The 24,144-nt window shown below is 38.8% G+C and carries 23 protein-coding genes; 13 read left to right on the forward strand and 10 right to left on the reverse strand.

The genetic code is table 11. The features are described 5' to 3' along the window. Positions 1-7 precede the first annotated feature (7 nt). Positions 8-292, reverse strand: a complete 285-nt coding sequence (gene rpmB, locus DI076_RS08810) for a 50S ribosomal protein L28 (protein WP_100718729.1) — start codon at positions 290-292, stop codon at positions 8-10. A gap of 18 nt (positions 293-310) precedes the next feature. Further along, positions 311-1,075 (reverse strand): LOG family protein, encoded by a 765-nt coding sequence (locus DI076_RS08815; RefSeq protein WP_108959576.1) that lies wholly within the window; start codon positions 1,073-1,075, stop codon positions 311-313. Positions 1,076-1,109: 34 nt separating this feature from the next. Between DI076_RS08815 and DI076_RS08820 the strand changes: the two genes are divergently transcribed. Then, the gene (locus DI076_RS08820; protein ID WP_108959577.1) at positions 1,110-1,958 is read left to right on the forward strand and encodes a hypothetical protein; all 849 of its coding nucleotides are present in this window, start codon (positions 1,110-1,112) and stop codon (positions 1,956-1,958) included. Here the strand turns inward: DI076_RS08820 and DI076_RS08825 are convergent. Both DI076_RS08825 and DI076_RS08830 read right to left on the reverse strand, forming a co-directional pair. Then, positions 1,909-2,118 carry a hypothetical protein gene (locus DI076_RS08825; RefSeq protein WP_100718732.1) on the reverse strand — a complete coding sequence of 70 codons (210 nt, stop codon included), beginning with the start codon at positions 2,116-2,118 and terminating at the stop codon, positions 1,909-1,911. The genes DI076_RS08820 and DI076_RS08825 overlap by 50 nt on opposite strands. A 60-nt stretch (positions 2,119-2,178) precedes the next feature. Further along, a complete protein-coding gene (locus DI076_RS08830) occupies positions 2,179-3,075 on the reverse strand; it encodes an aldose 1-epimerase (RefSeq protein ID WP_108959578.1) in 897 nt (298 codons plus the stop codon). A 55-nt stretch (positions 3,076-3,130) separates the two neighbouring features. Between DI076_RS08830 and sppA the strand changes: the two genes are divergently transcribed. Genes sppA through DI076_RS08845 form a run of 3 tightly spaced genes read left to right on the forward strand, consistent with a single transcriptional unit; the run spans position 3,131 to position 6,256 of the window. Then, positions 3,131-4,129 (forward strand): signal peptide peptidase SppA, encoded by a 999-nt coding sequence (sppA, locus tag DI076_RS08835; protein ID WP_108959579.1) that lies wholly within the window; start codon positions 3,131-3,133, stop codon positions 4,127-4,129. Positions 4,130-4,149: 20 nt separating this feature from the next. Continuing rightward, positions 4,150-5,577 carry an MBOAT family O-acyltransferase gene (locus tag DI076_RS08840; protein WP_108959580.1) on the forward strand — a complete coding sequence of 476 codons (1,428 nt, stop codon included), beginning with the start codon at positions 4,150-4,152 and terminating at the stop codon, positions 5,575-5,577. Next, positions 5,543-6,256 (forward strand): hypothetical protein, encoded by a 714-nt coding sequence (locus tag DI076_RS08845; protein WP_174705044.1) that lies wholly within the window; start codon positions 5,543-5,545, stop codon positions 6,254-6,256. Before DI076_RS08840 ends, DI076_RS08845 begins: the two co-directional genes overlap by 35 nt. A gap of 62 nt (positions 6,257-6,318) precedes the next feature. On the opposite strand, the gene DI076_RS08850 is transcribed toward DI076_RS08845, so the two are convergent. The 3 genes from DI076_RS08850 to DI076_RS08860 all read right to left on the reverse strand — a co-directional run bounded on the left by DI076_RS08850 (position 6,319) and on the right by DI076_RS08860 (position 10,403). Then, positions 6,319-6,759: a tetratricopeptide repeat protein gene (locus DI076_RS08850; protein ID WP_100718736.1), complete on the reverse strand. Its 441-nt coding sequence runs from the start codon at positions 6,757-6,759 to the stop codon at positions 6,319-6,321. A 267-nt stretch (positions 6,760-7,026) separates the two neighbouring features. Beyond that, complete coding sequence (locus DI076_RS08855) at positions 7,027-9,444, reverse strand: penicillin-binding protein 1A (protein WP_108960876.1); 2,418 nt, start codon at positions 9,442-9,444, stop codon at positions 7,027-7,029. Positions 9,445-9,449: 5 nt separating this feature from the next. Then, positions 9,450-10,403, reverse strand: coding sequence for an MBL fold metallo-hydrolase (locus DI076_RS08860; RefSeq protein ID WP_174705069.1), 954 nt, complete (start codon positions 10,401-10,403; stop codon positions 9,450-9,452). A 58-nt stretch (positions 10,404-10,461) separates the two neighbouring features. On the opposite strand from DI076_RS08860, the gene DI076_RS08865 reads away from it, so the two are divergent. Genes DI076_RS08865 through glyA form a run of 3 tightly spaced genes read left to right on the forward strand, consistent with a single transcriptional unit; the run spans position 10,462 to position 13,399 of the window. Beyond that, complete coding sequence (locus DI076_RS08865; RefSeq protein WP_108960877.1) at positions 10,462-11,286, forward strand: rhomboid family intramembrane serine protease; 825 nt, start codon at positions 10,462-10,464, stop codon at positions 11,284-11,286. Next, positions 11,283-12,152 carry a lipoate--protein ligase family protein gene (locus DI076_RS08870; protein ID WP_108959582.1) on the forward strand — a complete coding sequence of 290 codons (870 nt, stop codon included), beginning with the start codon at positions 11,283-11,285 and terminating at the stop codon, positions 12,150-12,152. The genes DI076_RS08865 and DI076_RS08870 overlap by 4 nt, the downstream gene beginning before the upstream one ends. Further along, positions 12,149-13,399, forward strand: coding sequence for a serine hydroxymethyltransferase (gene glyA, locus DI076_RS08875; protein ID WP_108959583.1), 1,251 nt, complete (start codon positions 12,149-12,151; stop codon positions 13,397-13,399). The genes DI076_RS08870 and glyA overlap by 4 nt, the downstream gene beginning before the upstream one ends. 4 nt (positions 13,400-13,403) lie before the next feature. Here glyA and DI076_RS08880 read toward each other — a convergent pair whose 3' ends face one another. Beyond that, positions 13,404-14,198, reverse strand: coding sequence for an NRDE family protein (locus DI076_RS08880; protein WP_108959584.1), 795 nt, complete (start codon positions 14,196-14,198; stop codon positions 13,404-13,406). A gap of 104 nt (positions 14,199-14,302) precedes the next feature. Here DI076_RS08880 and DI076_RS08885 point away from each other — a divergent pair, with 104 nt between their 5' ends. Genes DI076_RS08885 through DI076_RS08895 form a run of 3 tightly spaced genes read left to right on the forward strand, consistent with a single transcriptional unit; the run spans position 14,303 to position 17,020 of the window. Further along, the gene (locus DI076_RS08885; protein ID WP_108959585.1) at positions 14,303-14,914 is read left to right on the forward strand and encodes a DUF4254 domain-containing protein; all 612 of its coding nucleotides are present in this window, start codon (positions 14,303-14,305) and stop codon (positions 14,912-14,914) included. After that, positions 14,911-15,969 carry a glycosyltransferase family 9 protein gene (locus DI076_RS08890; RefSeq protein WP_108959586.1) on the forward strand — a complete coding sequence of 353 codons (1,059 nt, stop codon included), beginning with the start codon at positions 14,911-14,913 and terminating at the stop codon, positions 15,967-15,969. The genes DI076_RS08885 and DI076_RS08890 overlap by 4 nt, the downstream gene beginning before the upstream one ends. A gap of 46 nt (positions 15,970-16,015) precedes the next feature. Continuing rightward, the gene (locus DI076_RS08895) at positions 16,016-17,020 is read left to right on the forward strand and encodes a hypothetical protein (RefSeq protein WP_245918353.1); all 1,005 of its coding nucleotides are present in this window, start codon (positions 16,016-16,018) and stop codon (positions 17,018-17,020) included. Here DI076_RS08895 and DI076_RS08900 read toward each other — a convergent pair. Together DI076_RS08900 and DI076_RS08905 are read right to left on the reverse strand one after the other, a co-directional pair. Next, complete coding sequence (locus tag DI076_RS08900; protein WP_108959588.1) at positions 17,017-17,643, reverse strand: hypothetical protein; 627 nt, start codon at positions 17,641-17,643, stop codon at positions 17,017-17,019. The two genes, DI076_RS08895 and DI076_RS08900, sit on opposite strands and share 4 nt — an antisense overlap. Then, complete coding sequence (locus DI076_RS08905; protein ID WP_108959589.1) at positions 17,640-18,929, reverse strand: glycosyltransferase; 1,290 nt, start codon at positions 18,927-18,929, stop codon at positions 17,640-17,642. Before DI076_RS08905 ends, DI076_RS08900 begins: the two co-directional genes overlap by 4 nt. Before the next feature lie 49 nt (positions 18,930-18,978). Between DI076_RS08905 and DI076_RS08910 the strand changes: the two genes are divergently transcribed. The 3 genes from DI076_RS08910 to DI076_RS08920 are packed head-to-tail and all read left to right on the forward strand — an operon-like array spanning position 18,979 to position 24,142. Then, positions 18,979-20,316, forward strand: a complete 1,338-nt coding sequence (locus DI076_RS08910; protein ID WP_108959590.1) for an O-antigen ligase family protein — start codon at positions 18,979-18,981, stop codon at positions 20,314-20,316. Continuing rightward, positions 20,313-22,289, forward strand: coding sequence for a glycoside hydrolase family 5 protein (locus DI076_RS08915; protein WP_108959591.1), 1,977 nt, complete (start codon positions 20,313-20,315; stop codon positions 22,287-22,289). The genes DI076_RS08910 and DI076_RS08915 overlap by 4 nt, the downstream gene beginning before the upstream one ends. Next, on the forward strand, positions 22,286-24,142 hold the full coding sequence (locus DI076_RS08920) for an adenylate/guanylate cyclase domain-containing protein (RefSeq protein ID WP_108959592.1): 1,857 nt from the start codon (positions 22,286-22,288) through the stop codon (positions 24,140-24,142). Before DI076_RS08915 ends, DI076_RS08920 begins: the two co-directional genes overlap by 4 nt. Positions 24,143-24,144: the final 2 nt, after the last annotated feature.

A 24,144-nucleotide genomic window follows, 5' to 3' on the forward strand; every position in this document is an offset into this window, starting at 1 on the left:
CTGAGATTTAAGTTGCTGGTTGTGCTTTAGGAGTGATTCCTACGTATTTTTTTGGAGTGATTGCGGAGATATCACCGCCGTGGTCTTTGATTGCCACTTTCAAACCTTTTTTACGAAGGGTTCTCAAAGCACGTGTAGAAATCTTAACGCGAACCCAACGGTTCTCGTCTTCCAAGAAGATTTTTTTTGTGATCACATTCACCTTCCAGATACGGCGATTCTTTTTATGAGAATGGGATACGTTGTTCCCTGCCGTTGTTCCTTTTCCGGTTACTACACATGTTCTAGCCATAATTATTACCTTGTTTCGCTATGTTTTTGTACCCTCAGAATGGGTCAATTCGAAACGAATCTTTTCCTGAAAGAATCGAAGTGCTTCAACTGGACTGTCAGCAAATCCAAATAAATGGAGGTCTTCTTCCGAAATCAGCTTCATCTCCGCTAATTTTTTGAAATTGATCACTTCCGTCCAAAATTTTGTTCCATAGAGAAGGATGGGAATTCTACTTTTTTTACCTGTTTGGACAAGGGTAAGGGTTTCAAATAATTCATCGAAAGTCCCAAATCCACCAGGAAATGCAATCATCCCTCGGCATGTTTTCATAAACCAAAGTTTACGCATAAAAAAGTAATGAAACTCAAACGTAAGTTCTTTGTTCACATATGGATTCGGGTGTTGTTCGTGAGGAAGGACAATGTTTAACGCAACAGACTTTGCCCCTGCTTCTTTGGCACCACGATTCCCTGCTTCCATGATCCCAGGTCCCCCTCCGGTGCAGATGAGCAAATTTCGATTCGGGGCATCTAATTTTAAAACGTCTGCCCATTCTGAAATCAATCGGGAAAACTCTCTGGCTTCTTCGTAGTAGGGGCTAAGGCCGTCTAAGGGAGAAGGATTTTCGGTTTGGATTTTTTCCTGAGATGGGATCCTCGCAGAACCAAAAACAACAATGGTATCGGTAATACCATGTTCATTGAACTCCGCCTTGGGATGTAGGTATTCCGAAAGGATTCGTATGGGCCCTGCTTCATTCCCCCATAAAAAACTTTGATTCTCAAAGGCTAAATCATTCATCTTGTTATCATAGATCGACCGATTGGTATAAAAGATGTGGAAATTCCCAAAAACATTTGAACTCTCGGTTTCCTTAGAACATCTCCCTATGGTAGAAACCAAATTACAAAAAAGGATTCTCGATTGGGAAGAATTTGGATTTCAAAACTTCCATCCCTACCAAGTTACCTCATGGAAAACCAAACCGGAAGCATTGTCTCATTCGAGTGTTTCCTTCGATTTTCTTTATGAGTTCTCGAATTTTGATTCAATTTCCTTTTTTTTATTTCCCAAGTCCTTTGAAACTAAGAGAAAAACTCAATTAACGGAAGTTTTACGATCAAACATCGAAAATAAAACAAAACCGAAAAACAAACCAAAAGTTTGGGAATCCATAGAACTATGGTGGAAGGAACCATCCCTGTTAGAGTTAGGAAATGTAAGCATTGTGAATGCCAGTTTGGATATGGATGGATTCAAGAATCCCATTGACCATCGCCATTTACAAATGGTTTCAGGGGCATCCAAACTTTTACTGAGGATTGGATATTTAAAGGGAATCCAATACAAATTTCATAAAAAAACGTTTAAGCCACCTTACCCAAAATTTGGTGAGTGTTACATCAAAACGAGAGACACTCATTTGGACAAAAGTTTAGGTAAGGTTTACTTTAGTTTTTTAGGTTATTTTTTCGAAAACCAAACTGACGAATACTTATTACCTTTTTTTGGATTAAAACCACTGGTTCCAACTTCCATTCGATCCCAAATCCCAAATGAAATTTGGAACCAATGGAACGAAGGAGAAACAACAGATTGGATTGAATCCAACTTAAACGGAGAAGAATTTGAATTTAGGCCTGTCTACCAGGTTTCCATTTCTTCGCAGCATCATCTAAAATAATGAAACGCGAATTTTTTCCAATCACTACTTCATTGATTTTTTGGTCTTGTAAAGCTCGGTAAACAGAAGTTCGGCTAGTGTTTTTTTTCTCTGCGAAATATTTGATTTCCAAAAGGTTTTTACTAATTTGTTTACAAGTATTCACTAGGGCATCTGACATTGGGGGACTATCCTCTTTTTTTTTGTTAGACAGTTTGTTCGATAAAGAGAATTTTTTTTTTTAGAATTGATCCAAACGAATCGAAAATTCGATTTTTTTTTCGGAATGTGCTTTGATAAGACTAGGATTTGCACCAGGGAAATGTAAAAAATTGCCAGTGCTTGTCATAGGTTCAATCGCAATCGACCTTCTGTCTTGTGGCGTGTACACTTGGTAAAAATTTCCACCGGAGATGAGTAACTTCTCCTTTTTGTTCATCGAGAAGAGTCCTATATAAGGAATTTCATTTCCAGTGGCTCCATACAAATCATCCAAATTTTTTCCCATCAGTGACAACTCACCATTGAGTAACAACTCACCACCTAATACACGTTCAGGCAAAAGGTAATCTCCTAGTTTGATTTGGTGGAATCCAGACCCAATGAGAAACAAATCATCAATACTTTCTTCTTCGTTCCAACGGAAATAAGGATGGATTCCAAGTGCAAAGGGAAATTCTTCTTCTGATTGGTTCTTTAATTCATAAATGATTTTGAGTTCCGATGAGGTAAGTTGGTACACTTCCGTCACTTGGATTTTGGAAAGTAAGGTCCCTTCCCAAGTTTCAGGAATCACCATGGAAAATTTAACGGTAGATTCCATGTCTCCTTGTGTTTCGGAAAGGATGGTTCTTGGAAGGTTGTGAAATAGCCCATGGAGTGGGATTCCGTTCCCGTCTGTCAGCCAATGGATACTGGGATAAAAGGGTTCTCTTGCCCATGGATTTGGTTCCAATCGATTGACCCATGGGAACATCAAAAACGAACCTGAGGCAAAAAATGGATCCGGGGCTTTGTGGCCTGCAACAACAGAGACTTTGGAGCCATCTACGGGAGAATGGAGATTCAAATGCAACCATTGCCCACCTCCAGTGGGTTCTGTCCCAAAACTAGAGTATTTTGTTTTCAGTAGGTGCAAGATTTATCTCCCAAAAATGATTGAAGTCAGAGTTTGCCATCTTAGAAAGGTTTGTATGCCTTTAAGAAAGTTTGGTCTAATTAGTTCCGTCGTTCTTCTTTCGATTCTTTTTACAGAATCATGTGTCATTGGGAATAGTATGAATTTATTCCCTCCAACAGCTAAGTCTGAATTCGAAGAGAAACTCATTGCTGGAAAGGATCAAGAAAAAATCGTAATTATCTCCATTGAAGGGATGATTTCTGATGAAGGAAGAGAATCTTTTTTTGGACCTTCTTCTGATTCTATGGTCGTCCGAGTGAAAGAATCACTGAAACGTGCCGAGAGAGACCCTGATGTCAAAGGTGTGATCTTAAAAATCAACTCTCCTGGTGGAACTGTTACCGCAAGTGACATCATCTACCAAGAAGTGAAAAAATTCAAAGAACGAAAAGGGATCCCTGTTTTTGCAGGATTTATGGATACTGCAGCAAGTGGTGCTTATTACATTGCAATGGCAACAGATTCCATTGGTGCCCACCCAACAACTGTTACAGGTTCTGTGGGAGTGATCATGTCTGGGATCAATGTGAAAGAAGGTTTAGACAAAATTGGCGTCAAAGACCAATCCTTTACCTCTGGTCCAAACAAAGCACTCGGTTCACCTACAACAGAAATGACTGCGGAACAAAGAAAAATTTTACAGTCCATCATTGATAGTTTGTATGCTCGATTTTTTGATGTCGTGAAAAAAGGAAGGCCTAAAGTTTCTGAATCCAGACTCAAAGAAATTTGTGATGGAAGGATCTTCACAGCGGAACAAGCACAGAAAGAAGGGATGATTGATTTTATCGGTTACTTTGATAATTTTGTGATCGAACTCATGAAACACCCTAAGTATGAAGGGAACCCACAAGGATCACCTCGCATTGTTACTTACCAAAGAGGAAAAGTGCCTGTGGAAAATATTTACCAAGCAACTGACGTGAAAGGAAATCCTATTTCATTTGGTATCGCTGATAAACTTCTTGGAACAAATACAAACTCGAAGTTTTTATACCTCTGGGATATCTAAATTTTAAGGTTACCTAATTCATGTTATTCAATTCGATTCCGTATTTAATTTTATTTGCGCTTACCTATTTAATTTATTGGAACATTCCACAAAAGGGGAGAAAACCCCTTCTTGTGGTTTCATCTCTTATTTTTTATGCCTATTTCAGTTTTCCATTTTTATTTCACTTCCTTTTAGTCATTCTTGTTAACTACGCGTTTAGCGAATGGATGTTTCGGAAAAAAGAAAAAAGCGAAAATCACAACAGTGTTTTATACACAATTGTCGTTTTAAACGTATTGAATTTAGCGTTTTTTAAGTATTTTTACTTTATTACCGATTCATTATATTCTTTAACAGGGTATCCAAGTTTTAAAGAAATTGCTGGTTCATGGAGTATTTTTTTACCACTAGCGATTAGTTTTTATACCTTTCAGATCATTGCTGTACAAGTGGACATCCACCGCGGGATCATAGAAAAAAGAATGTCCACTGTGGACTACTTCTTGTTCATTTTGTTTTTCCCTCAGCTCATAGCAGGTCCGATTATGAGGTCACAGGATTTCCTCCCTCAACTCGACCACCCAACCATAGACCAAGACCGAATGAAAAAGGGAATATTCCTCATCATAGGTGGATTATTTAAAAAGGTTATCATTGCAGAAAACATCGCACCGATCATTTCTCCTTTGTATCTGGACCCAGCGAAATACGATAGTTTTTCGATTTTCTTTAGTGTTCTTGCCTTCGCGATCCAAGTGTATTGTGACTTTTCTGGGTATACGGATATGGCAAGAGGATCTGCTAATTTACTGGGATACGAAATTCCAGAAAACTTCCAAGGTCCATTTTTTTCACAATCCTTCAGAGAACTTTGGAGCAGATGGCACATCACATTGTCATCTTGGTTACGTGATTACATTTACATTCCGTTAGGTGGGAGTAAAGGAAGCATTTTCCGATCCAATTTAAATTCCTTTATCACCATGTGCCTTGGAGGGTTGTGGCATGGAGCCAATTGGGCCTTTGTCCTTTGGGGTGCGTATTTAGGAGCATTGATTTGGATCGAAAGGTCTTTATACCTCCACCGCGGGAAAAAGAAATTCATACCAGATACCTTTCCACTTGCAGGAATCATTCGAACCATTGTGATCTTCATTGTATTTACATTCTCTGGAGTGTTTTTCCGTGCGGCAGCAAGAGGAGCAGAATCCTTAAATGTTGCCTATGAAATTTTTAAAGGTGTTTTAACCCTTCGCAATACTGGTGATACCTTAAGCCGAGTTGATGAACTTCCCACTTTCATTGCCTTAGGACTCATGTTCAACTGGTTCCAATACTCACCGTTTGTGTATGAAAAACTAAAACCCTTTCAAAATATTTTACTCCCCATTTTATCCGTCGTAATCTTACTTTTACTCGGAATTTTTGGAGATGGTGGACAAGATTTTATTTACTTCCAATTCTAAATCAAATTGTAATTCCAATTTGATTTTAGTACTAAGCCAAAAGAAGAAATTCCTTCTTCTTTTGGTGTTTTGCCTCCCACTCTTTTGCACACCAAAACTTGGATGGATTCGGACTTTACCAACAGAATTTCCAAAAGATTCAGACTTACTCCTTGGGTCATACAAGAGGCCTACCGAAAAAAAATCAGCGATGGGATCAAAAGACTTCCAACTCTTTTGGACAGAGTCCATTTACATCGAACCAAATCTCGAATTTAAAAAAATATGGAGAGAATGGAAGGTATACAAAGACCACTTCCAATTTCGCCAAATCGTTGGGAAAGGTTCCATTGAGAAATCAAAGGAATGGGTCCTTTTAACAACAAAAGAATTGAATGTAAAAGAATGTCGTTGGGAACAAACCAATATCCAAATCACAAAACAATTCACAAATCGGATTCCATGCGAGGTATTTGCAGTCGATTCCACAAAAAACTACCAACATAAACTACTCTATTATTATGACGGAAAATCTTTATACCCACTTCAATATGAATCTGGTTATACAGAAGCCAATTTTGGGATTGCTTGGGAATCAGACATCCCTTATGAGAAATCGAGATTATTTGAAATTGCGATACGTAAGTATGGAAAAAAAGAATTCCAACCTCACGTGTATCATCACGTGAAGTTGGATTGATTCGAAGGAAGAATCAAAAAAGGGTAACCATCTCTAGAAAGAATCATAACAACAAGTATTGATTAACGAACTGCCACCACTGCACAAGCCTTTGCAAATTCTTTTGACTCCAATTCAGCTTTGTGTTCGAATTTAGAAATTCCATGTGCACGGAAAGCATCACTTGCTTTTTTTGCATAAGTAGAAGCTTCACAAAAGTTACCAGCTTTTGAATAGGCTTGGCTTGCTAGGTATTGGATTGAAGCAAAACTTTTATGGGATTTCATACCAATAGCTTCACGAATTTTAATCGCACGGTCATAATGAGTAGAGGCTAAATCAAACTCTCCCATTCCTTCTTCTTCGTTCGCCATTTTCACAAGTTCATTGGAAATGGCAGCCAAGGTTTCGTTATCGTATTGGCCAATGAGGGAAGCTACATCATCATTCAAAAAGGAGGACTCTCCAGCTTTCACTGAGAAGTTGATTGCTAAAATGATGATGGTTAAGAGTAGTTTTTTCATATTCCCTCCGAACTGCTGTTCATGAGAATAGATGCAACTATCGTGCCAACATGAGATCCCTCTAAAACCCCATAGATCTGCCTTTTGCGGAGATTCGGAAAGGATTGGGCCCTTCAATGTGCTGAAAATTTACGCAGATTGAGTGGTTTGCAAGAAATTGCCTAGAAAAACAGGGAAAACAAAGCAAATCCCCCTCCTTCCTTGGTTGGGAAGAAGGGATTTGATTCCCATGTGACTGGTCTTGGTAGGTTGATTTTGAGCTGAAACTTACTTCAATTCGTCGTCAGAGATTTCCAATTCACGTTGTAAGAAGTCATTTAGGTCCATCGATCTGTAGTGGTCTCTGTCCCCATCACATTGCCGTCCACCAGGGACAGACAAGGTTCGGCCCGCAATTGTGATTGGTTTTAAGAATAAATTTCCGGTGAGAGGGCAATTTGGTCCTGGTGAAAGTCCGTTAAATGCACAAGTTGCCCCTTTGACCACATCGGCAGGAATTTCATCCGATTTGCCATTGGGGTAAAAACTTGGATAAGGCCCTTCGTTGTAAAAACGAGAATACATTTTCCCCCAAATGGGCGCTGCAACACCAGCCGCTGTGACTCCTTTTCCAAGAGAAAGAGAAGATTTATCAAAACCCATCCAAACAATGGATGTGTATTTTGGATCAAAACCAGCATACCAAACATTGGTATAAGAAGATGTAGAACCTGTTTTTCCACCAGATTCCCCTTTATAATTCCCTTTGTCTGCAGCACGCAGGGCCTGGGTTGGTGTTCCTCCCATGGCCACACCAATTAACATTTGTTTGATAATATAAGCTGTGGCTTCTGGAATGATTTGGATGGTTCCATTTTTGGCTTCTTCTGCCAAAGTTTCTTGGACTTCCTTTTCTTTATTATAAACAACAGTTCCACTTTGATTTAACACATAACGAACACTAAATGGGATTACATCTTTTCCTTTGTTTGCTAGGATAGAATATCCAAGAGCCATTTCATAAGGTGTGAGTTCTGCTACACCCAGTGCAAGAGCAGGTCCTGTTGGGAACCTGGCTTTATTTGTTTTTGTGACTTTTGATGCAAAATCAATGACTGAATCTGTTCCTGTTCGCATGAGAACTTGGACTGAAACGATGTTAAGTGATAAAGATAAAGCACGAGATAATGGAACCATTCCTCGGAAATCACCAGAAATGTCTTGAGGGGAATACCCTTCCCCTTCTTCCGTAATGGTTGTAAGTGGTGCATCCATAATTCCCGTTCCCGATCCAACGGCCCGGTTTTGGATGGCAGCTGCGTATACAAATGGTTTGAATGCAGAACCTGTTTGGCGTCTTGCTTGCATCGCACGGTTAAATTGATTTTTAGGAGAGAACCTTGAACCACCCACCATGGTTTGGATATAACCAGTTTGGTGGTCGATGGTAATGATAGCACCTTCTACGTGTAAGTTGGAAGAAAATACAAGAGAGGATCTTTGGAATTCTTTAACAGCTGCACTTTCGTTTTCGGAAGGGATAAAATCCGTTAACAATTCCAGAGCCGGTGCCATTTCTTTTTCTAAATGCAAACGAAATACTTGTCTATCATCCAAACTTGTTACGTATGGAACACCAACTGGAAAAATAGATCCGAACAAATTGTATAAAGAAACAAGACCTCGATCGGCACGACCCGCATAACGGAAGTTTGCACCAAAAGCGGATTTGTCTTGTTCGATAAGACCCATTCTCAGTTCTTCTTCTGCAATTTCTTGTTTTCTCACATCAAGTGTGGTATAAACGCGAAGCCCACCAGTGTATAAAGCCTCTTCTCCCAATTCCTTCTCCAAAATTTGGCGTACCCACTCTGTAAAATATGGGGCACGGTTCAGTTTGGCACCCCAAGTAGAACGAGATGGTGATTGAGTGATGACAACTGGCCAATACCGTTCCCAAAAATCATCGTGGATCTTTTTTACTTGGTCTTTGGGAATAAAACCATTTTTTGCCATGAGTCCAAGCACAACCATATGAGCTTGTTTGGCTTCTTTCGGGTTTTTGAAAGGGGAATAGGTAACAGGTGCCTTGGGAAGTCTTGCTAAAAGTGCTGCTTCGGCGATACTTAAGTCTCTAACATCTTTTTGGAAATAAACATTGGCTGCAGACGACAAACCAGTTGTTCCATGGCCCAAATAAATTAAGTTAAAATAAATTTCTAAGATTTCTTCTTTGGTGTATTCTTGTTCAATTTGTAAGGTAAGAAGTGCTTCGAGGAATTTACGTCCAAACGTTTTTTTCCTTTGTTGTAAGATGGTTTTTGCTAACTGTTGGGTTAAGGTGGATCCACCTTGTACAATCCGTCCTGCAAAAATATTCTTGATCGCAGCCCTTACAATGGCTAAAAAATCAATACCAAAGTGATTGAAAAAATTATCATCCTCTACTGATAAAAATGCATGGATCACATGAGGTGGAATATCACTGTATTTTAATAATTCTTGTTTGTGGCGGTATAACTCTGCAAACAAAACTCCATTGGTATCATATAATTTAGTAGGAGTAGTTGGTTGGTAAGATGCTAGTTTTTGTAATTCTTTCCCTTTGTTCACTTCGGAAAGAATGTATCCAAAAAAGAGTCCTCCAAGAAGTGCGATACTAAAGAAGGTAGTGATGGTAATTCGAAGTGTTTTTTCTTTGTTCATAGTCATTATAAGTGGAATCTAAGTCCTTCTCTTGCTAAATGAATTTTCAATTTCTTCTCGCCTAACTGCTGCTGGTGGAGTTTTGCGTTTTCATAAATATCATAAATTTTTTCATCAGAGTAACTTGGTTCATGGTGAGTGAGCACTAAGTTTTTCACACGCCAAGAAGAAGCACAATTTACGGACATCGTATAAGCCGTGTGGCCCCAATCAAATTTGGAAAAGGATTCATCCAAGGTGTATTGCGTATCTAAAATGAGTAAGTCTGCATCCGCAAAAAAAGGCAAACAGTCGTGGATGAGGTCCATATCAGCTCCCGTAAATTCTGCATCCGTAGCAAAGATAAAAATTTTACCGGCACGGTTTGTGAATTTATACGCAAACGACCCACCTGGGTGTTTTAGAGGGTAACACTCTACTTTGAGACCTGATGGAAATTCCAAAACATCCCCAGGGAAAAAGAGTTTGAACTCTTTGGCTGAACCAGTTCCGTCCAGTGGGACAGGAAAAAATTCTGGTTCTTGTTGTCTTTGTAATCGTTTTTCTAAATCAGCATAAGGAGAATAAAAATGCAAATGGAAGTCTGGGAAATAAATAGGCTTAAAAAAAGGAAGGCCTTGGATATGATCCCAATGGGTGTGTGTGATAAAAAAGGAGACCGTTTTTTTCAATTGGTTTGTGAAATATTCAGAAACAAGTTCATCACCTAAATTGCGAAGTCCAGTCCCCATATCCAAAACATAGGTTTGCCCATCATCATCAGTCACCGAAACACAGGTTGTGTCAGATCCTGTGACAAATTTTAAGTGGTAGGGAAGATTTTGCCAAAACTCATCCACAGATCCCACAGCCCCTGATTGTTTGTAGAGGTCCAGAATCTCGATTATCTTTTTGCGGTAGTCTTGGTTTCGGAGTGGGCTCGCAATGGAACCGCGGACTCCGTAGAGTTGCACAATCACTTCCTCGATGCTAGGAAATCGACTTTCCTTGTCACTCAAGATTTACGACCTTGAATTTATGGCCTCTCGTACCCCAGGATATGAACTCCGATTTGGACCACCTATGGTTCCCGTTGTCCGAACTCTAATTTTAGTCAATGTCATCTTTTTCATTCTGCAACTTTTGACAAAACTCAGCTTCCATACTCCCCTTGTGGAACTCTATTTGGGTCTCTCACCCGAACTTGTGTTCCGAGGATGGGTTTGGCAACTCGTGAGTTATGCATTTTTACACGGAAGTTTTATGCACATCCTATTCAATATGCTGAGCCTTTGGATGTTTGGCTCAGAACTTGCTGAAATTTGGGGGGAACGTGCTTTTCTCAAATTTTATTTTTTCACTGCTTTTCTCGGTGGGATTGGAACGATCACAGCACAATATTTGGGAATCCCACAAGGTGTCGTAGTCGGAGCAAGTGCCAGTATCTATGGCCTACTTGTTGCGTATGGAATGACATGGCCAAACCGCGAACTTTTGGTATTTCTCATTTTTCCCATGCGAGCCAAATACTTTGTGATGATTGTGATGCTTATGGTACTGTTTGCACAAGGAGAACGAGTCGCACACTTTGCTCATTTGGGTGGGGCGATCGGCGGACTCATCCTTATGAAATTGTACACAGGTTGGAAAGGCACAAAATCCTCCCTTCCCACTTGGTCACTTTCTCGTTACCTACAAAAACGTAGGTTTATGCGGTACCAAGAAGAAATGGCAAAACGAGAAAATGCCAAAACCAAAGTGGATGAACTGCTTGAAAAAATTTCGAAAAACGGAATGGAGTCTTTATCCCGAAAAGAACGTAAGTTTTTAAACGAAGCCTCACAGAAATACTTCAACGAGTGACAAAAAAAGTTTTTTTCTTTCCCCCTACTCCTCCAAGATCGCCTTACTACAATTTGGCGATTGAAGAATCCGTTGCCATCCAAATGGTAAGTTCTGGGATCACAGCAGGGATCAGGTTATGGAAAAATCCGGATTCCATCATCCTTGGGCTTTCTGAAAATCCTTACCGCAATATCAAAGAAAATGTAGTGAAAACCTATGAGAATGAAGTAAGGTCATTTGGATTTGGGAAAAAACCAAAACCAAACTTCTGTTACATCGCTAGGCGTGCCTCGGGGGGAGGGACAGTTTTCCATTCCCTTTCTGGGAATATCAATTATTCGCTTTATTTTAACTTAGAGGAACGAAAGGAATTATTCCCTGTCAAAGAAAGTTACGACCGTATTTTAGGAATCATTTCCAAATCCCTCTCCCACCAAAACATCAACTCTTTTGCCAAAGGCAAATCAGATCTTGTGTTAGAAAAAGATGGAGTTTTTAAAAAAATCTCAGGAAACGCACAGTTTCGAAAACGAAATTGTATTGTCCAACATGGAACTCTCATCTTAGAAGAAAGTCTCATTGAACGTGTCTCCGAAGTATTACACCACCCACCCGAAGAACCAGATTACCGAAAGGAAAGAGGCCATAAGGATTTTTTAACCTCCATTCCTGGTTTTTTTTCCGAAGAAAAGTGGGCCATCGATTTGGTTAGGGAAGTATTTTTGTATTTAGAAGAGCCACTTCCGTCAGATTTTTCAAACATTTCCTTCTTTGGCAGGGACTTTTCTACTTTTCGGAAACAAGTGCTCAGAGAATCTGAATTTATTCGCAAGAAGAAATACCAAAATCCAGAATACACACTCCACAGAGAAATTCCGACATGAGTTATTTACAAAAACAAGATCCTGAAGTTTATGCTGCCCTAAAAAAAGAAGACGAAAGACAAGAACATTCCCTCGAAATGATTGCGAGTGAAAACTTTGTTTCTCGCCCTGTTCTCGAAGCTTACCACTCTACACTGACCAATAAATATGCGGAAGGTTATCCTGGAAAACGATACTACAATGGCTGTGAAAATGCTGATAAAGTAGAAGAACTCGCTATTGAAAGAGCCAAAAAAATGTTTGGTGCCGAATATGCAAATGTACAACCACATAGCGGTGCTCAGGCGAATATGGCGGTATTTCTTGCCACTCTAGAACCGGGTGATAGTTTCCTTGGAATGAATTTGGCACACGGTGGCCACCTAACACATGGTAGCGCAGTCAACATCAGTGGTAAATATTTTAAACCAATCCCTTACGGTGTGGATGAAAAAACAGAAACTATCAACTACGATGAAGTGGCAAAACTAGCAAAAGAACACAAACCAAAACTCATCGTTGTTGGTGCATCTGCTTACCCTCGCATTATCGATTTTAACAAATTCAGAGAAATTGCAAATGACATTGGTGCCAAAATCATGGCAGACATTGCACATATCTCTGGTTTGGTGGTCGCTGGCGAACACCCAAGTCCCATCGGAGTTTGTGATTTTGTAACTACTACAACTCACAAAACATTACGTGGACCTCGTGGTGGACTCATTCTGTCTTCATCTGAAAACGAAAAAGTTCTCAATTCTCGAGTCTTCCCAGGAATCCAAGGTGGACCTCTTATGCATGTGATCGCAGCAAAAGCAGTTGCCTTTGGGGAAGCTCTCCAACCAGAATTCAAAACCTACATCAAACAAGTTGTGAAAAACGCGAAAGTCCTTGCAGAAGTATTCCAAAAACGAGGATTTCGTGTTGTGTCAGGCGGAACAGACAATCATATCGTTTTACTTGATGTGTCTGTAAAAGGTCTCACAGGTAAAGATGCAGCAGATGGACTTGATCATATCGGTGTGACTGTGAACAAAAACGCGATCCCTTTTGATAAAAACCCTCCTGCAGTTGCGTCAGGGATCCGACTCGGAACTCCTGCTCTCACCACAAGAGGCCTCAAAGAAAAAGAAATCGAAGCCGTTGGCAATTTGATTTGTGATTACCTAGATCATTTTGGCGATACAACTTGGGAATCAAAGGTAAAAGCAGCTGTAAAAGAAATCACAGATGCTTTCCCGATGAAACATTTCCGATTGGAAGACTAAAAACCTACCTAACCAAAACATTTCTCCGTTCCGTATATCCATCGGATAACGGATCGGAGAAGGTTCTCTCAACCAACTCTAAAGATTCTCTTCCATAAAATACTAAAGTGGAAGCTCTTGTTCCATACTGAGGAGTTTTGATGCGGACAGAGGAAAGACCCCTTTCCCGTTCAAGCCCAATCCCTGTATCTGGTAAGGACTCGTCCTCTCTGACAAGTTCCGCATCATTTAACGAACGAAAGAGTTCCCATTCGATTTCGGATTTGGAAATATTTTTCTCCTGCCATCTCGCTACCAATGGTTTCATTTGGGACAAAAGTTTTTCCGTTTTTGGCCAATGGGTATCCCAACTGGCATTACTCACTGCATGAAACCCAAACTCCACTTTTTGAGTGGTAAACGGATCTCCACCAAGTACGATAGCCTCCTTTCCATCAAAGAGAAATAAATTGAATCCTTCATACTGGTTCTGGTTGGCCTTCACTTCGTCTGCATAAAGAGATGAGGATACGGAATCACTTGATTCTAAAAAACGAATCACAAGTTCCCCTCTGGATTTTGGGTTGGGATGGTGGGGTTTTCGGAAATTACGAACATTTGTGAGAAAAGCAACTTTCCCATCTTGGTTCGCTCCAAGCCAAGTCCCACCCGCTTTTAGGTCTTTGCCTGCAATGATGGTAGGTTCTGTTTTCCAAATATGTAACACTTCAGTGGGACGTTCAAAAAATTCATCACGGTTGGAGGCAACTACCAAAGGAAAATCTGGATGGATGCCATAGGCAATACCAACTAAACACATCTTTTTTCAAAAGATCTTGTGCTTTGGTAAAAGAAAGCGAAAAACCTAAGAAATATTTGGATTGAACCCCAAAAACCATATGAAAACGTGAATTGCATTACGATATGAAAGCATTGGAAGCCATAAAAGCCGTCGCTATTTTCCAAGAATCTGTTTTGGATTGGCATAAAAAAGAAGCCCCCCATCCCAATCCCTATCCTGAGGGAACTTTAGAATTCACACTATACCAAAAAAACCACATCGATACCATCCAATGGCACATCGAAGATGAAATCCGTAGACCAGACATTGCTTTAGAAGAAGTTGTGGCTCTCAAACGAAAAATCGACAAACTGAACCAAGACAGAACTGATATGGTAGAAAGGTTGGATGATTTTGTCATCGAGATGTTTCAAACAGTGTCTCCAAAACCAGATGCAAGGCTCAATTCTGAATCGCCTGCTTGGTTACTCGATCGAATGAGTATCCTAGAATTAAAAATTTACCATATGGAAGAACAGGTAAATCGGAAAGATTCATCTGCCACCAAAGAACACATTGAAAAATGCCAAGCTAAGTTAACGGTATTACTCGACCAAAGAGAAGACCTAAAACAATGTTTAGAGGAATTGTTTGATGATTATGCCAAAGGAATCAAACGAGTCAAAGTATACCGACAAATGAAGATGTACAATGACCAAAATCTAAACCCATCTCTTTATAAGAATCAAAAATGACAAACCTTCTTGTACTTCGGTTTTCAGCGATGGGGGATGTTGCCTTAATGACACCAGCACTCATTGCAATCGCCGCAAAATACTCCAATACTCAATTAACGGTTGTTACAAGAGGAAACTTCGCACCATTTTTTTACAATATCCCCAACTTAAATGTTTTAGGTATCAATCTAAAAAAATACAAAGGAATCCTCGGTTTATGGAGGATGTACAGAGACATTGATAAACTCGGTCCTTTTGGTTATGTAATCGACCTTCATGGTTCTTTACGTTCCAGACTCATTGCCTTTTTTTTCCGATTAAAAGGTGTACCTTATTCTAAAATCATCAAAGGTCGTAGAGAAAAATTAGCACAAACTAGACGTTATAATAAAAAATTAAACCAACTCCCCCATACTGTGGAACGTTACTTAAATGTATTTCGGAAATCAGGATTTGATGCACCCATTCGAAAAGGTCCATGGTTAAATGTAGATGGTGAATCCAAAATGTTCGCCAAAGATTATTTTAAATCCATTGGCATCGATAAAAAAGATGGGCAGTGGTTTGGATTTGCACCTTTTGCTGGACACGCACTAAAAGAGTGGAGTTTTGAAAAATGCAAACGCCTTGTAGAAGTTTTGGTTTCTGAATTTCCAGATTGCCATGTATTCTTATTCGGTGGTCGCGATGAAGCCAAGGAATTGGAAATCTTAAAAAACAACCTAACGCAAGTTCATATCGTTCAAGGTGGTCATTTAGGGATTCGCGGGGAACTTGGGATTATGGACCGTTTGGATGTAATGATTGGAATGGATAGTTCAAACGTTCACATTGCTGCCTTATTAAAAAAACCAGTCATTGGTATTTATGGAACCACTCATCCGGTTTCTGGATTTGGACCATTTGCACAAGAAGATTCAGGAGTCTTACAAGTTGACTTACCATGTAGACCATGTTCCATATATGGGAATACGAAATGTTGGAGGGGTGATCACGCATGTATGGAACTCATCGATCCATTGGATGTTGTGAGAAGGATTCGCCTCATCCAAAATGTAAACACACTCTGGTAATTGGGTTTCCTTAAGTCAAAACGAACGAATTGGTAGGAAAAAAACTGTGAATCAAAAGTTATTCCATTTGAGTTTGGCAACTATCCTTCCTTTTCTCATTATCTCCATTTTGTTTACCCCGCTTTTTTCCCAAGAATTCGATTCCCAATTCCAAGAAGTCGAACTTCCATCACCTAACAAAAAAGACTTCGAAGAACAAATCAAATGCCAAGAAGGAATCTGTAAACAAATCAAGTTCACAGAAGATGGGAAATACTTAGATGAAGTTTGGACGGAACTTGGGAAAGGTGGAGGGAAAGTTGTTGTAGATTTTTTAGATTTCCCCATGTCATTCAGTGAATCACGTATGGAACCCATTGCAGAATACCTTCGTGAAATAACCAAACGAGATGGCCATGTTAGTTTTGAACCGTTTTACATCGCCACAAGAGGGATCGGTTTTACAGACATCCCCATTGTAAAAGATTTATTCGGATTATCATATAACATATTCAAACGGATTCGATCTTTTGTCAAATTTGGAAGGATGGAATCTTATAATGCGAAAGTATTGTACCATCCATCTAACGGAAAAGTTTTACAAGTTTTCTTTTTCCATAAAAATTATGGCAACCTTTGTGAAACCGTTTATTCCACATGTGATCGCATCGAATACATAGATGATGAATTATTCGACAAACAACTTTCTTTACGTTTAAAAGAAACAAGGCAGAGGAATATTGAAATTCGATTTGGCCAAACACCTGCTGTTTTACCAACAGCAAAACTTGATATTGGGAATTTATTAGATTCAAATCGATCTGCAAGGCTTTATAAATGGCTCATCATTTCCAAAAAAACAGAAACCAAAACAGTTAAAAAAGATAGGTTTCTGACACTTGAGCTCGCAATCAAAACTATCGACTATACACTTAGTGCTTATGAACTCGTAGAAACAATCCAAATGTATATCCCTGCTAGGTCCAAACAAGCAGAGATCATTTACGAAGATACAGAAGAAGGCAAACAAGTACGGTCCGTCGTTTTTTACCCACTACCAACTAGCGATTAGTCTCCATTTTGATTTTTAAATATTAAAATTGGATTTTTGATTTGTCGGTATTTAACAAGTAATACAAAGAAAAGGCATGCAAGCCCTGCAGAACCAGGAAATAATATAGTAGTTAAATTCCATTCCGCCAATGCAAAAATCGCAAGTGTATTCCGAAATAGGAATACCAAATAAAAACCAATAGGTTCGGAATTTGGCAATACATACCCTTTTCGAATTGTTGGAATAAATCCAAGGGTATCAGCAAAGGATAATACAATCACAGCCGCGAGAGGACTCGAAAAATGAAACCAAAAGGGTATACTGGATAAAGCCAAAATAAAAAAAAACCAATCTACTTTTGTAATTTTAATTTCACCACGTTTTCGATAGGCAAACAGTGCAACTAACAATGTTGTGATCCCGGATATTGCGATAGGAATTGCTCCAATCCCACCTTTCCCAGCGATCTGTGCAAAAAACACAATGCAAGTGGTGACTCCCCAAATGATCCAAGAAAACACATGAGGTTGAATTTTCCCGTTCGCTATCCCTTTTAAGTACGGAATGTATGCTAATATTGTGAGAACAATTGCAATTACGCTTAAGATCGAACGAATTTCAATTCCAATTGGATTTGTCATTGCATAAAATCAAAAAACAAATCGAAGATCGTAGTCTTTTTCACTTTGCCTTTCATTGCTTCAATGACTTTTCCATACACTTCTTCCATTGCATCCACACATTTTTCCATTTCATGCCCAGAAGCAACGTGAATGGAATGTTTGGAAAACTTAGAATACAAACTTGGATTGCGAATGATCTCAAGTGCACCTTGTGCGATTCCTTTTGCATCAAAAGATTTTGCGATGAAACCATTTTCACCATGGCGAATGAGTTCCGGAAGAGCAAATGCATCAACACCAACTGCAGGAAGTCCACAAGCAATTGCCTCCAATACAACCAATCCTTGTGTTTCCATTGTAGAAGCAGTTAAAAACACATCATACTGAGGGTATACTTCGTGTAAAACTGCATTCGGAATAAATCCTTTGAATTCAACAGAATGATCAATGCCAAGATGTTCGGCTTGTCTTTGTAAGGATGGGATGGCTGGTCCTTCTCCAATGATGGTTAATGTGGCCTTTGGAAATTGTTCATGAATGAGTTTGAATGCATTGATGACAATATCACAATTTTTTTCATACGAAATTCGCCCTACATGCAAAAACTTTGGTGCCTCACCACTCAAATACTCCTTTGGTTTTCCTTGGAATCGTTTTAGATCCATGCCATTGGAGACCACAGTGATCGGACGAGTGATCCCATATTCAATCAACTGTTCTTTGATCAAATGACTAGGGGAAATGACCACATCACATCGATTATAGATATCATTACAAATTTTCAGAATGATTTTTTTACGTATGTTGAAGTTATCAAACTTAACAATTTTGTCCAACTCTTCAATGTTTAACTTTTTTTTGAATTTGTTTGCTTTAAAAAATAATTTGTCTAGTTTAAAGAGACGGTAAAAGGAAACATACATCTCCTGTTCTGCCATCAGTGTGTGATAAGTTCCAATCGTAGGAACCCCAAATCGTTCCGCAGCATTCACTGCATAAAGACCGAGTAGTCCCGGTGTATGGATGTGGATTAGATCAGGTTTAAAATCTTCGATGATCCTTTTGATTTTTCCAGGGGAGGGTAAAACCACCTTAATATCAGGGTAACTTGGTAAATAACCCGATCGAAATCGAATCACCTGGATATTGTCAGTCATTCGATCAAAGTCCCCGTCCCCATACTTGGGGGCACAAATGCAAAATTGGTGGCCTCGTAGAGCCAAAAGCTCTGAAAAATTCTTAATGGAAACAGCAACCCCATCGGTTTTTGGCAAAAAAGTATCGGAAAAATATAAAACTCGCAACTGTTACCTCTTTACAAATGAGAGAAAAAGATTACTCTCATCCAAAGTTATGATTTACCGACTCTATCGTTCGTTTCTTGCCTTGTCCATCATTTCCTGTGCCCTTTCTGTTTCTCTTAGCCAACTTTTCTTATTGTTATCTTTTGTTTTTTTCCTTTTCCTCGACGGAAAACCCAAACTCTCAAGCCAAATTGTCAAAATTCTTTTTATTTTTTACCTCTGGCAAATTGTAACTGTTTTGTATCATTTCGCTGGTGAAGGTTTTGATGTTACATCCATCAAACATGCATTCCGCGATGAAATGAAAGATATCTTTTTAGTAACTGCTTTTGTATCCGTGCAAGGAATCAAAAAAGAAGATAGGACTTATTTGTATAAATCGTTCTTTATATTTTCAATACTAATTGTTATCTCTGGATTTATTTCTATCTTTTCGATGACTCGTTTGTCTAGGCTTATCTCTGATTTGTACAAAACATCTAGTTCTTGGCCGTACCAACACCATTACGGTAACATTGGAAAACTAAATATTTATCTTCCTATTGGACTCATGAATACCCATTTGACTTTTGGTGGACTGCTCGCATTTATTTTCCCAGGTTTTGTCTTTCGTTTATACGATTCTTGGTATAATAAATCATCAAAAACCAAAATCACAATCGATGCGGTATTACTTCTTCTTGTCTCCATTGTATTTTTATTTAATAATGCAAGATCTTCTTTATTCGGAACACTCGTAAGTGTTCTGTTTGGAATTTATATTCTCATTTTTATCGACAAAGACATTTCCAAAAAAGTGATCAAACGAACCAGTTTCGCCATTTTTGCTTTTTTGATTCTCCTTTTTATCGGATACCTAAGTACAAATGCTGTCAAACGAGTCGTCGATCCGTTGTTTGGCGGAGAAAAACATACGGATTCAGGTAGAACATTTATTTGGGACTCAACGTTTCCACTGATTGAGGCAAATCCTATTTTTGGGATTGGTTCAGGAAATTACCAAAAGGAAATCGAAGTTTCTAGAAAAACGAAAGAAAAAGAAAACCGAGAACTCGCTTTTTTTTATGAAGTGACACAAAGAGGTCATGCACATAACGATTACTTTCATTTAACAGCCATATTTGGATTCCCGCAAACCGTATTTTATTTGTTTTTGTTTGGTAGCATTTTATACATTCATTTAAACCAAAACATACCAAAACAAATTCGATTTATGACCTATGGACTTGTTGGATTTTTCTTTTCTGGTTTATTACAATGTTACTTCCAAGACGATGAAGTTCTGATTGTATTTTATTTTTTACTAGGATATCTAAACTTATACACAGAAGAAAATTTGAATATATTACAATCTAAAGAAAATGAAGAAAGTAGGACCGATACATGACATTAAAAAAATTATCTCCCCAAGGTGAATGGTTTGTTGATGAGTTTGGAAGAAAAGTAATCCTTCGCGGTGTAAACTTAGGTGGCGATACGAAAGTTCCGTACCCAAATGGCGGAACCCAATTTCCAACCGATTTTTCAGATCACAAGGAAGTGAGTTTTATAGGACGGCCTTTTCCTTTAGAAGAAGCCGATACCCATTTTACTAGATTAAAACTTTGGGGATTTAATGCCTTACGATTGTTAACCACATGGGAAGCAGTGGAACACAAAGGCCCAAACCAATATGATGAGGCTTATTTAGATTATTTTACAGAAATCGTTCGGTTGGCAGGTGAATACGGATTTTACGTTTTTATCGATTTTCACCAAGATGTTTGGTCAAGAATGACTGGCGGAGATGGTGCTCCTGGTTGGATTTTTGAAAAGTTAGGAATCGATTACAAAAAACTATCGGAAGCGGATGCTGCAATTGTAATGCAACGCGCGTATGATTATTCCATTCCAGGCATTCGGCAAGAAGATAATTATCCAACGATGTGTTGGTCACAAAACTATCGTTATGCTGGAAATGGAATTTTGTGGACTTTATTTTTTGGAGGAAAGGACTTTGCTCCCAATTTCCTCATCGATGGGAAAAATGTCCAAGATTACTTGCAAGACCACTACCTTGGTTGTATGATTCAAATTGCAGAAAGAGTCAAACAATTTGATTTTGTTTTGGGTTTTGATTCTTTAAATGAACCTGGCAAGGGATTTATCGGTCGTGCCATGAATGATCGTGGACTTATCAATAAAGAAGAAGACCCATCCAAACCTGGACTTGCTTGGTCCCCTATTGATGCATTATTCTCTTCCCATGGCCATTCCATTGACTTACCTTACCTTACTCTTAAAGTTTGGAAAGGTGGTTTTGTTCCTACAAAAACAGTTACGGTTAACCAAAACCAAATTTCGATTTGGTTACCTGAATCACCAGGGGATCCTTTCCAATTAGAAGGTGCTTATACCATCACTAAAGATGGAACTCCTTTCATCGAAAAAAATGATTTTTTCCAAAAGGTGAATGGTAAAGAAATAGATTTTGATAGAGACTATTTGATTCCATTTATGCGATCTGTTGGGAAAACGATCCAAGCCATTAGAAGTGATTGGATGGTCTTCATTGAACGAGAAGCATCAGACGCATTCACTCATCCACACTTAAATGGAGAAGTTCCCAAACTATCAGTGAACGCTGCGCATTGGTATGATATCCTTACACTTTTATTCAAAACGTTTTTGTATCCGATTGCAATTGATACACTTACCAAACGACCAGTATTCGGGAAGTCAGGGATTGAGGCCATGTATATACGCCAACTAACAAGAATTAAAAATACAGCTGATTCAGTTCCAGGTAAAATTCCAAGTCTTGTAGGAGAATTTGGAATCCCATTTGATTTGCAAGGTGGGAAAGCATACAAGGAATGGAAAAAAGGGAATCATTCTCCTAAAATCTGGAAACGCCATGTCATGGCATTGGATGCAATGTACAATGCCATGGACAAACTTTTTTTATCTAACACACTTTGGAACTATACCGCTTCCAATCAAAATGATTTAATGGTTGGTGATGGTTGGAACCAAGAAGATCTAAGCATCTTCTCCCTTGACCAGATCATCCCAGGCTCAGACCCAGATGTTTATGGTGGCGGAGGAAGGGCCATTGAAGGATTTTGTCGACCTTATGCTGCCAGAATCCAGGGGACTCCAACCAAGATGGAATACAATTTAGATGCAAGAGAATTCATTTTGGAATGGGATTCAGATGTTTCCATAAAAAATCCAACTTTGATCAAATTACCAAGATTCGTTTACCCAAATGGCGTACAAATTGTACTTTCTAATGCAGAAAAAATTTCCGAAACTAATGGAGAATTAACAGTCAAAGGAAATGGAGGGAAATCCTCGGTTACTGTTAAGCCATTATGATTGATTTAAACACCATCCTTCAAAAATACCCTTGGGAAGATTCGTGGAAATCAAAAGGGAAACCAATTGATAACCTCTGGGAATTTGGTTTATCCGTCACGCGCGAAGAAATTTGGCCATATCTCATTGATACGTCCTCCTTTAACAAACGGATCGGTCTCCCAAAATTCCAATATCTAGAAAAGGATGGTAAACTCATAGGGAAAACAAAACAAGCTGGTTTTCAACTTGAATGGGAAGAGGTACCTTGGGAATGGGAATACTTAAAAGAACTAGGAAATGCTAGAATTTATTCACGAGGATTTGCCCATTACATCCGAACCAAAATCATAGTCGAACCGTTAGGTGAATCGCGCTCCAAAGTTTACGTTTATTTAGGTGCCATACCCAGAAATTTTTTCACTCGAAAGATTTTGAACATAGCGCTCCCAAGACTTAAGGATTCCTTCCAAAATGGTTTCCATCAAATTGAAAGTGAAATCAAACGTGGAAAACCGAAATTCAATCTGAATTCACCAAAGGAAACAACATTCATTCCTGATGCCCAATGGATTCACCCAGAAAAATTAGATAAACAAATTCCAGTTTTAATCCAAAAAGGAATCTCTAAAGATACAATCACCAAGGTATTTGAATGGATTAAATTATCATCTGATAATGATCTTGATCGAATTCGGATCAAACATGTAAGCCGAATCCTTGACCTCGATCCAGATGAAGTCCTTTATTTATTTTTGCAAGGTTGCCGACTTAGTATTTTTACCTTAAGTTGGGATATTGTTTGTCCCCACTGCAGAGGTGTTAGAACCTCACTCACTAAATTGGGCGATATGCCAGAAAAAGACCAATGTGATGTTTGTGAAATTGATTTTGACACGACGGGAGTCAACTCAATAGAAGTTACCTTTCATATCCATCCAAGTGTACGTATTGTAGAAAAACAAATTTATTGTGCAGCAGAACCTGCAACCAAACAACATATTTTACTGACGAAAAGAATTGGAGCAAAGAAATCATTTTCATCCAATTTACTCATTGGATCCGGTGTATATCGATTAAGAAAAAAAGGTGAAAAAAAATACAGACTAGTCGATTCCAAACAGTCATACCACCAAACAGATATTCTGTGGCTACCAGAAACAAACGAAGAGGAAATCAAAGTAAGCCCGAAACCAAACTTAGTGTTTGAGAATGAATCCGAACATGATGTTACCATTGTCTTAGAAGAAAGAAGTGAAGACCAATTTAGCTTACGACCTACCGAAATATTTGATTACCAAGAATTTCGCGATTTATTTTCAGAGGAAGCAATCGCCACCAATCTACAGTTAGACATCGGTATCAAAACCATTTTGTTTACCGATATCGTTGGTTCTACTAAGTTTTATGAAACCGAAGGTGATCATGGTGCATTTTTGCAGGTTCGAGAACATTTTATCAAAACAAACCAAATCATTCAAAATTTCAGAGGTGTAGTTGTAAAAACGATTGGTGATGCAGTGATGGCAAGTTTTTCATCACCTCTCCAAGCGTTAAAAGCTGCGAAGGAAATGCAAGAATGGTTCCATCCAGAAAACAAACATACTCCTGTTCGCATTCGGATTTCCATTCATACTGGAAATTGTTTGGCTGTAAATTTAAATAGCAATATTGATTACTTCGGCAATACTGTAAATTACACCGCAAAACTGCAGTCAGTTGCGAATTCAGGCGAAATATCCTTCAGCGAAACCATTTTTAGGGACAAAGATATTCGGGACTACTTACGCCAAGGAGAAATCAAACTGAAGAAAGTGGAATTCCCACTTCCTTGGGCCAATCGTACAGACTTTGTCTATGTCTGGAAAGTGTGATG

It is taken from the genome of Leptospira ellinghausenii (genome assembly GCF_003114815.1).
Classification (GTDB): Bacteria; Spirochaetota; Leptospiria; order Leptospirales; family Leptospiraceae; genus Leptospira_A; species Leptospira_A ellinghausenii.

Coding starts and splice junctions, on each gene's coding strand:
- rpmB (WP_100718729.1), bottom strand. CDS start 292: ATGGCTAGAACATGTGTAGTAACCGGAAAAGGAACAACGGCAGGGAAC.
- DI076_RS08815 (WP_108959576.1), bottom strand. CDS start 1,075: ATGAATGATTTAGCCTTTGAGAATCAAAGTTTTTTATGGGGGAATGAA.
- DI076_RS08820 (WP_108959577.1), top strand. CDS start 1,110: ATGTGGAAATTCCCAAAAACATTTGAACTCTCGGTTTCCTTAGAACAT.
- DI076_RS08825 (WP_100718732.1), bottom strand. CDS start 2,118: ATGTCAGATGCCCTAGTGAATACTTGTAAACAAATTAGTAAAAACCTT.
- sppA (WP_108959579.1), top strand. CDS start 3,131: ATGCCTTTAAGAAAGTTTGGTCTAATTAGTTCCGTCGTTCTTCTTTCG.
- DI076_RS08840 (WP_108959580.1), top strand. CDS start 4,150: ATGTTATTCAATTCGATTCCGTATTTAATTTTATTTGCGCTTACCTAT.
- DI076_RS08845 (WP_174705044.1), top strand. CDS start 5,543: ATGGTGGACAAGATTTTATTTACTTCCAATTCTAAATCAAATTGTAAT.
- DI076_RS08850 (WP_100718736.1), bottom strand. CDS start 6,759: ATGAAAAAACTACTCTTAACCATCATCATTTTAGCAATCAACTTCTCA.
- DI076_RS08855 (WP_108960876.1), bottom strand. CDS start 9,444: ATGAACAAAGAAAAAACACTTCGAATTACCATCACTACCTTCTTTAGT.
- DI076_RS08865 (WP_108960877.1), top strand. CDS start 10,462: ATGGCCTCTCGTACCCCAGGATATGAACTCCGATTTGGACCACCTATG.
- glyA (WP_108959583.1), top strand. CDS start 12,149: ATGAGTTATTTACAAAAACAAGATCCTGAAGTTTATGCTGCCCTAAAA.
- DI076_RS08880 (WP_108959584.1), bottom strand. CDS start 14,198: ATGTGTTTAGTTGGTATTGCCTATGGCATCCATCCAGATTTTCCTTTG.
- DI076_RS08885 (WP_108959585.1), top strand. CDS start 14,303: ATGAAAGCATTGGAAGCCATAAAAGCCGTCGCTATTTTCCAAGAATCT.
- DI076_RS08890 (WP_108959586.1), top strand. CDS start 14,911: ATGACAAACCTTCTTGTACTTCGGTTTTCAGCGATGGGGGATGTTGCC.
- DI076_RS08900 (WP_108959588.1), bottom strand. CDS start 17,643: ATGACAAATCCAATTGGAATTGAAATTCGTTCGATCTTAAGCGTAATT.
- DI076_RS08910 (WP_108959590.1), top strand. CDS start 18,979: ATGATTTACCGACTCTATCGTTCGTTTCTTGCCTTGTCCATCATTTCC.
- DI076_RS08915 (WP_108959591.1), top strand. CDS start 20,313: ATGACATTAAAAAAATTATCTCCCCAAGGTGAATGGTTTGTTGATGAG.
- DI076_RS08920 (WP_108959592.1), top strand. CDS start 22,286: ATGATTGATTTAAACACCATCCTTCAAAAATACCCTTGGGAAGATTCG.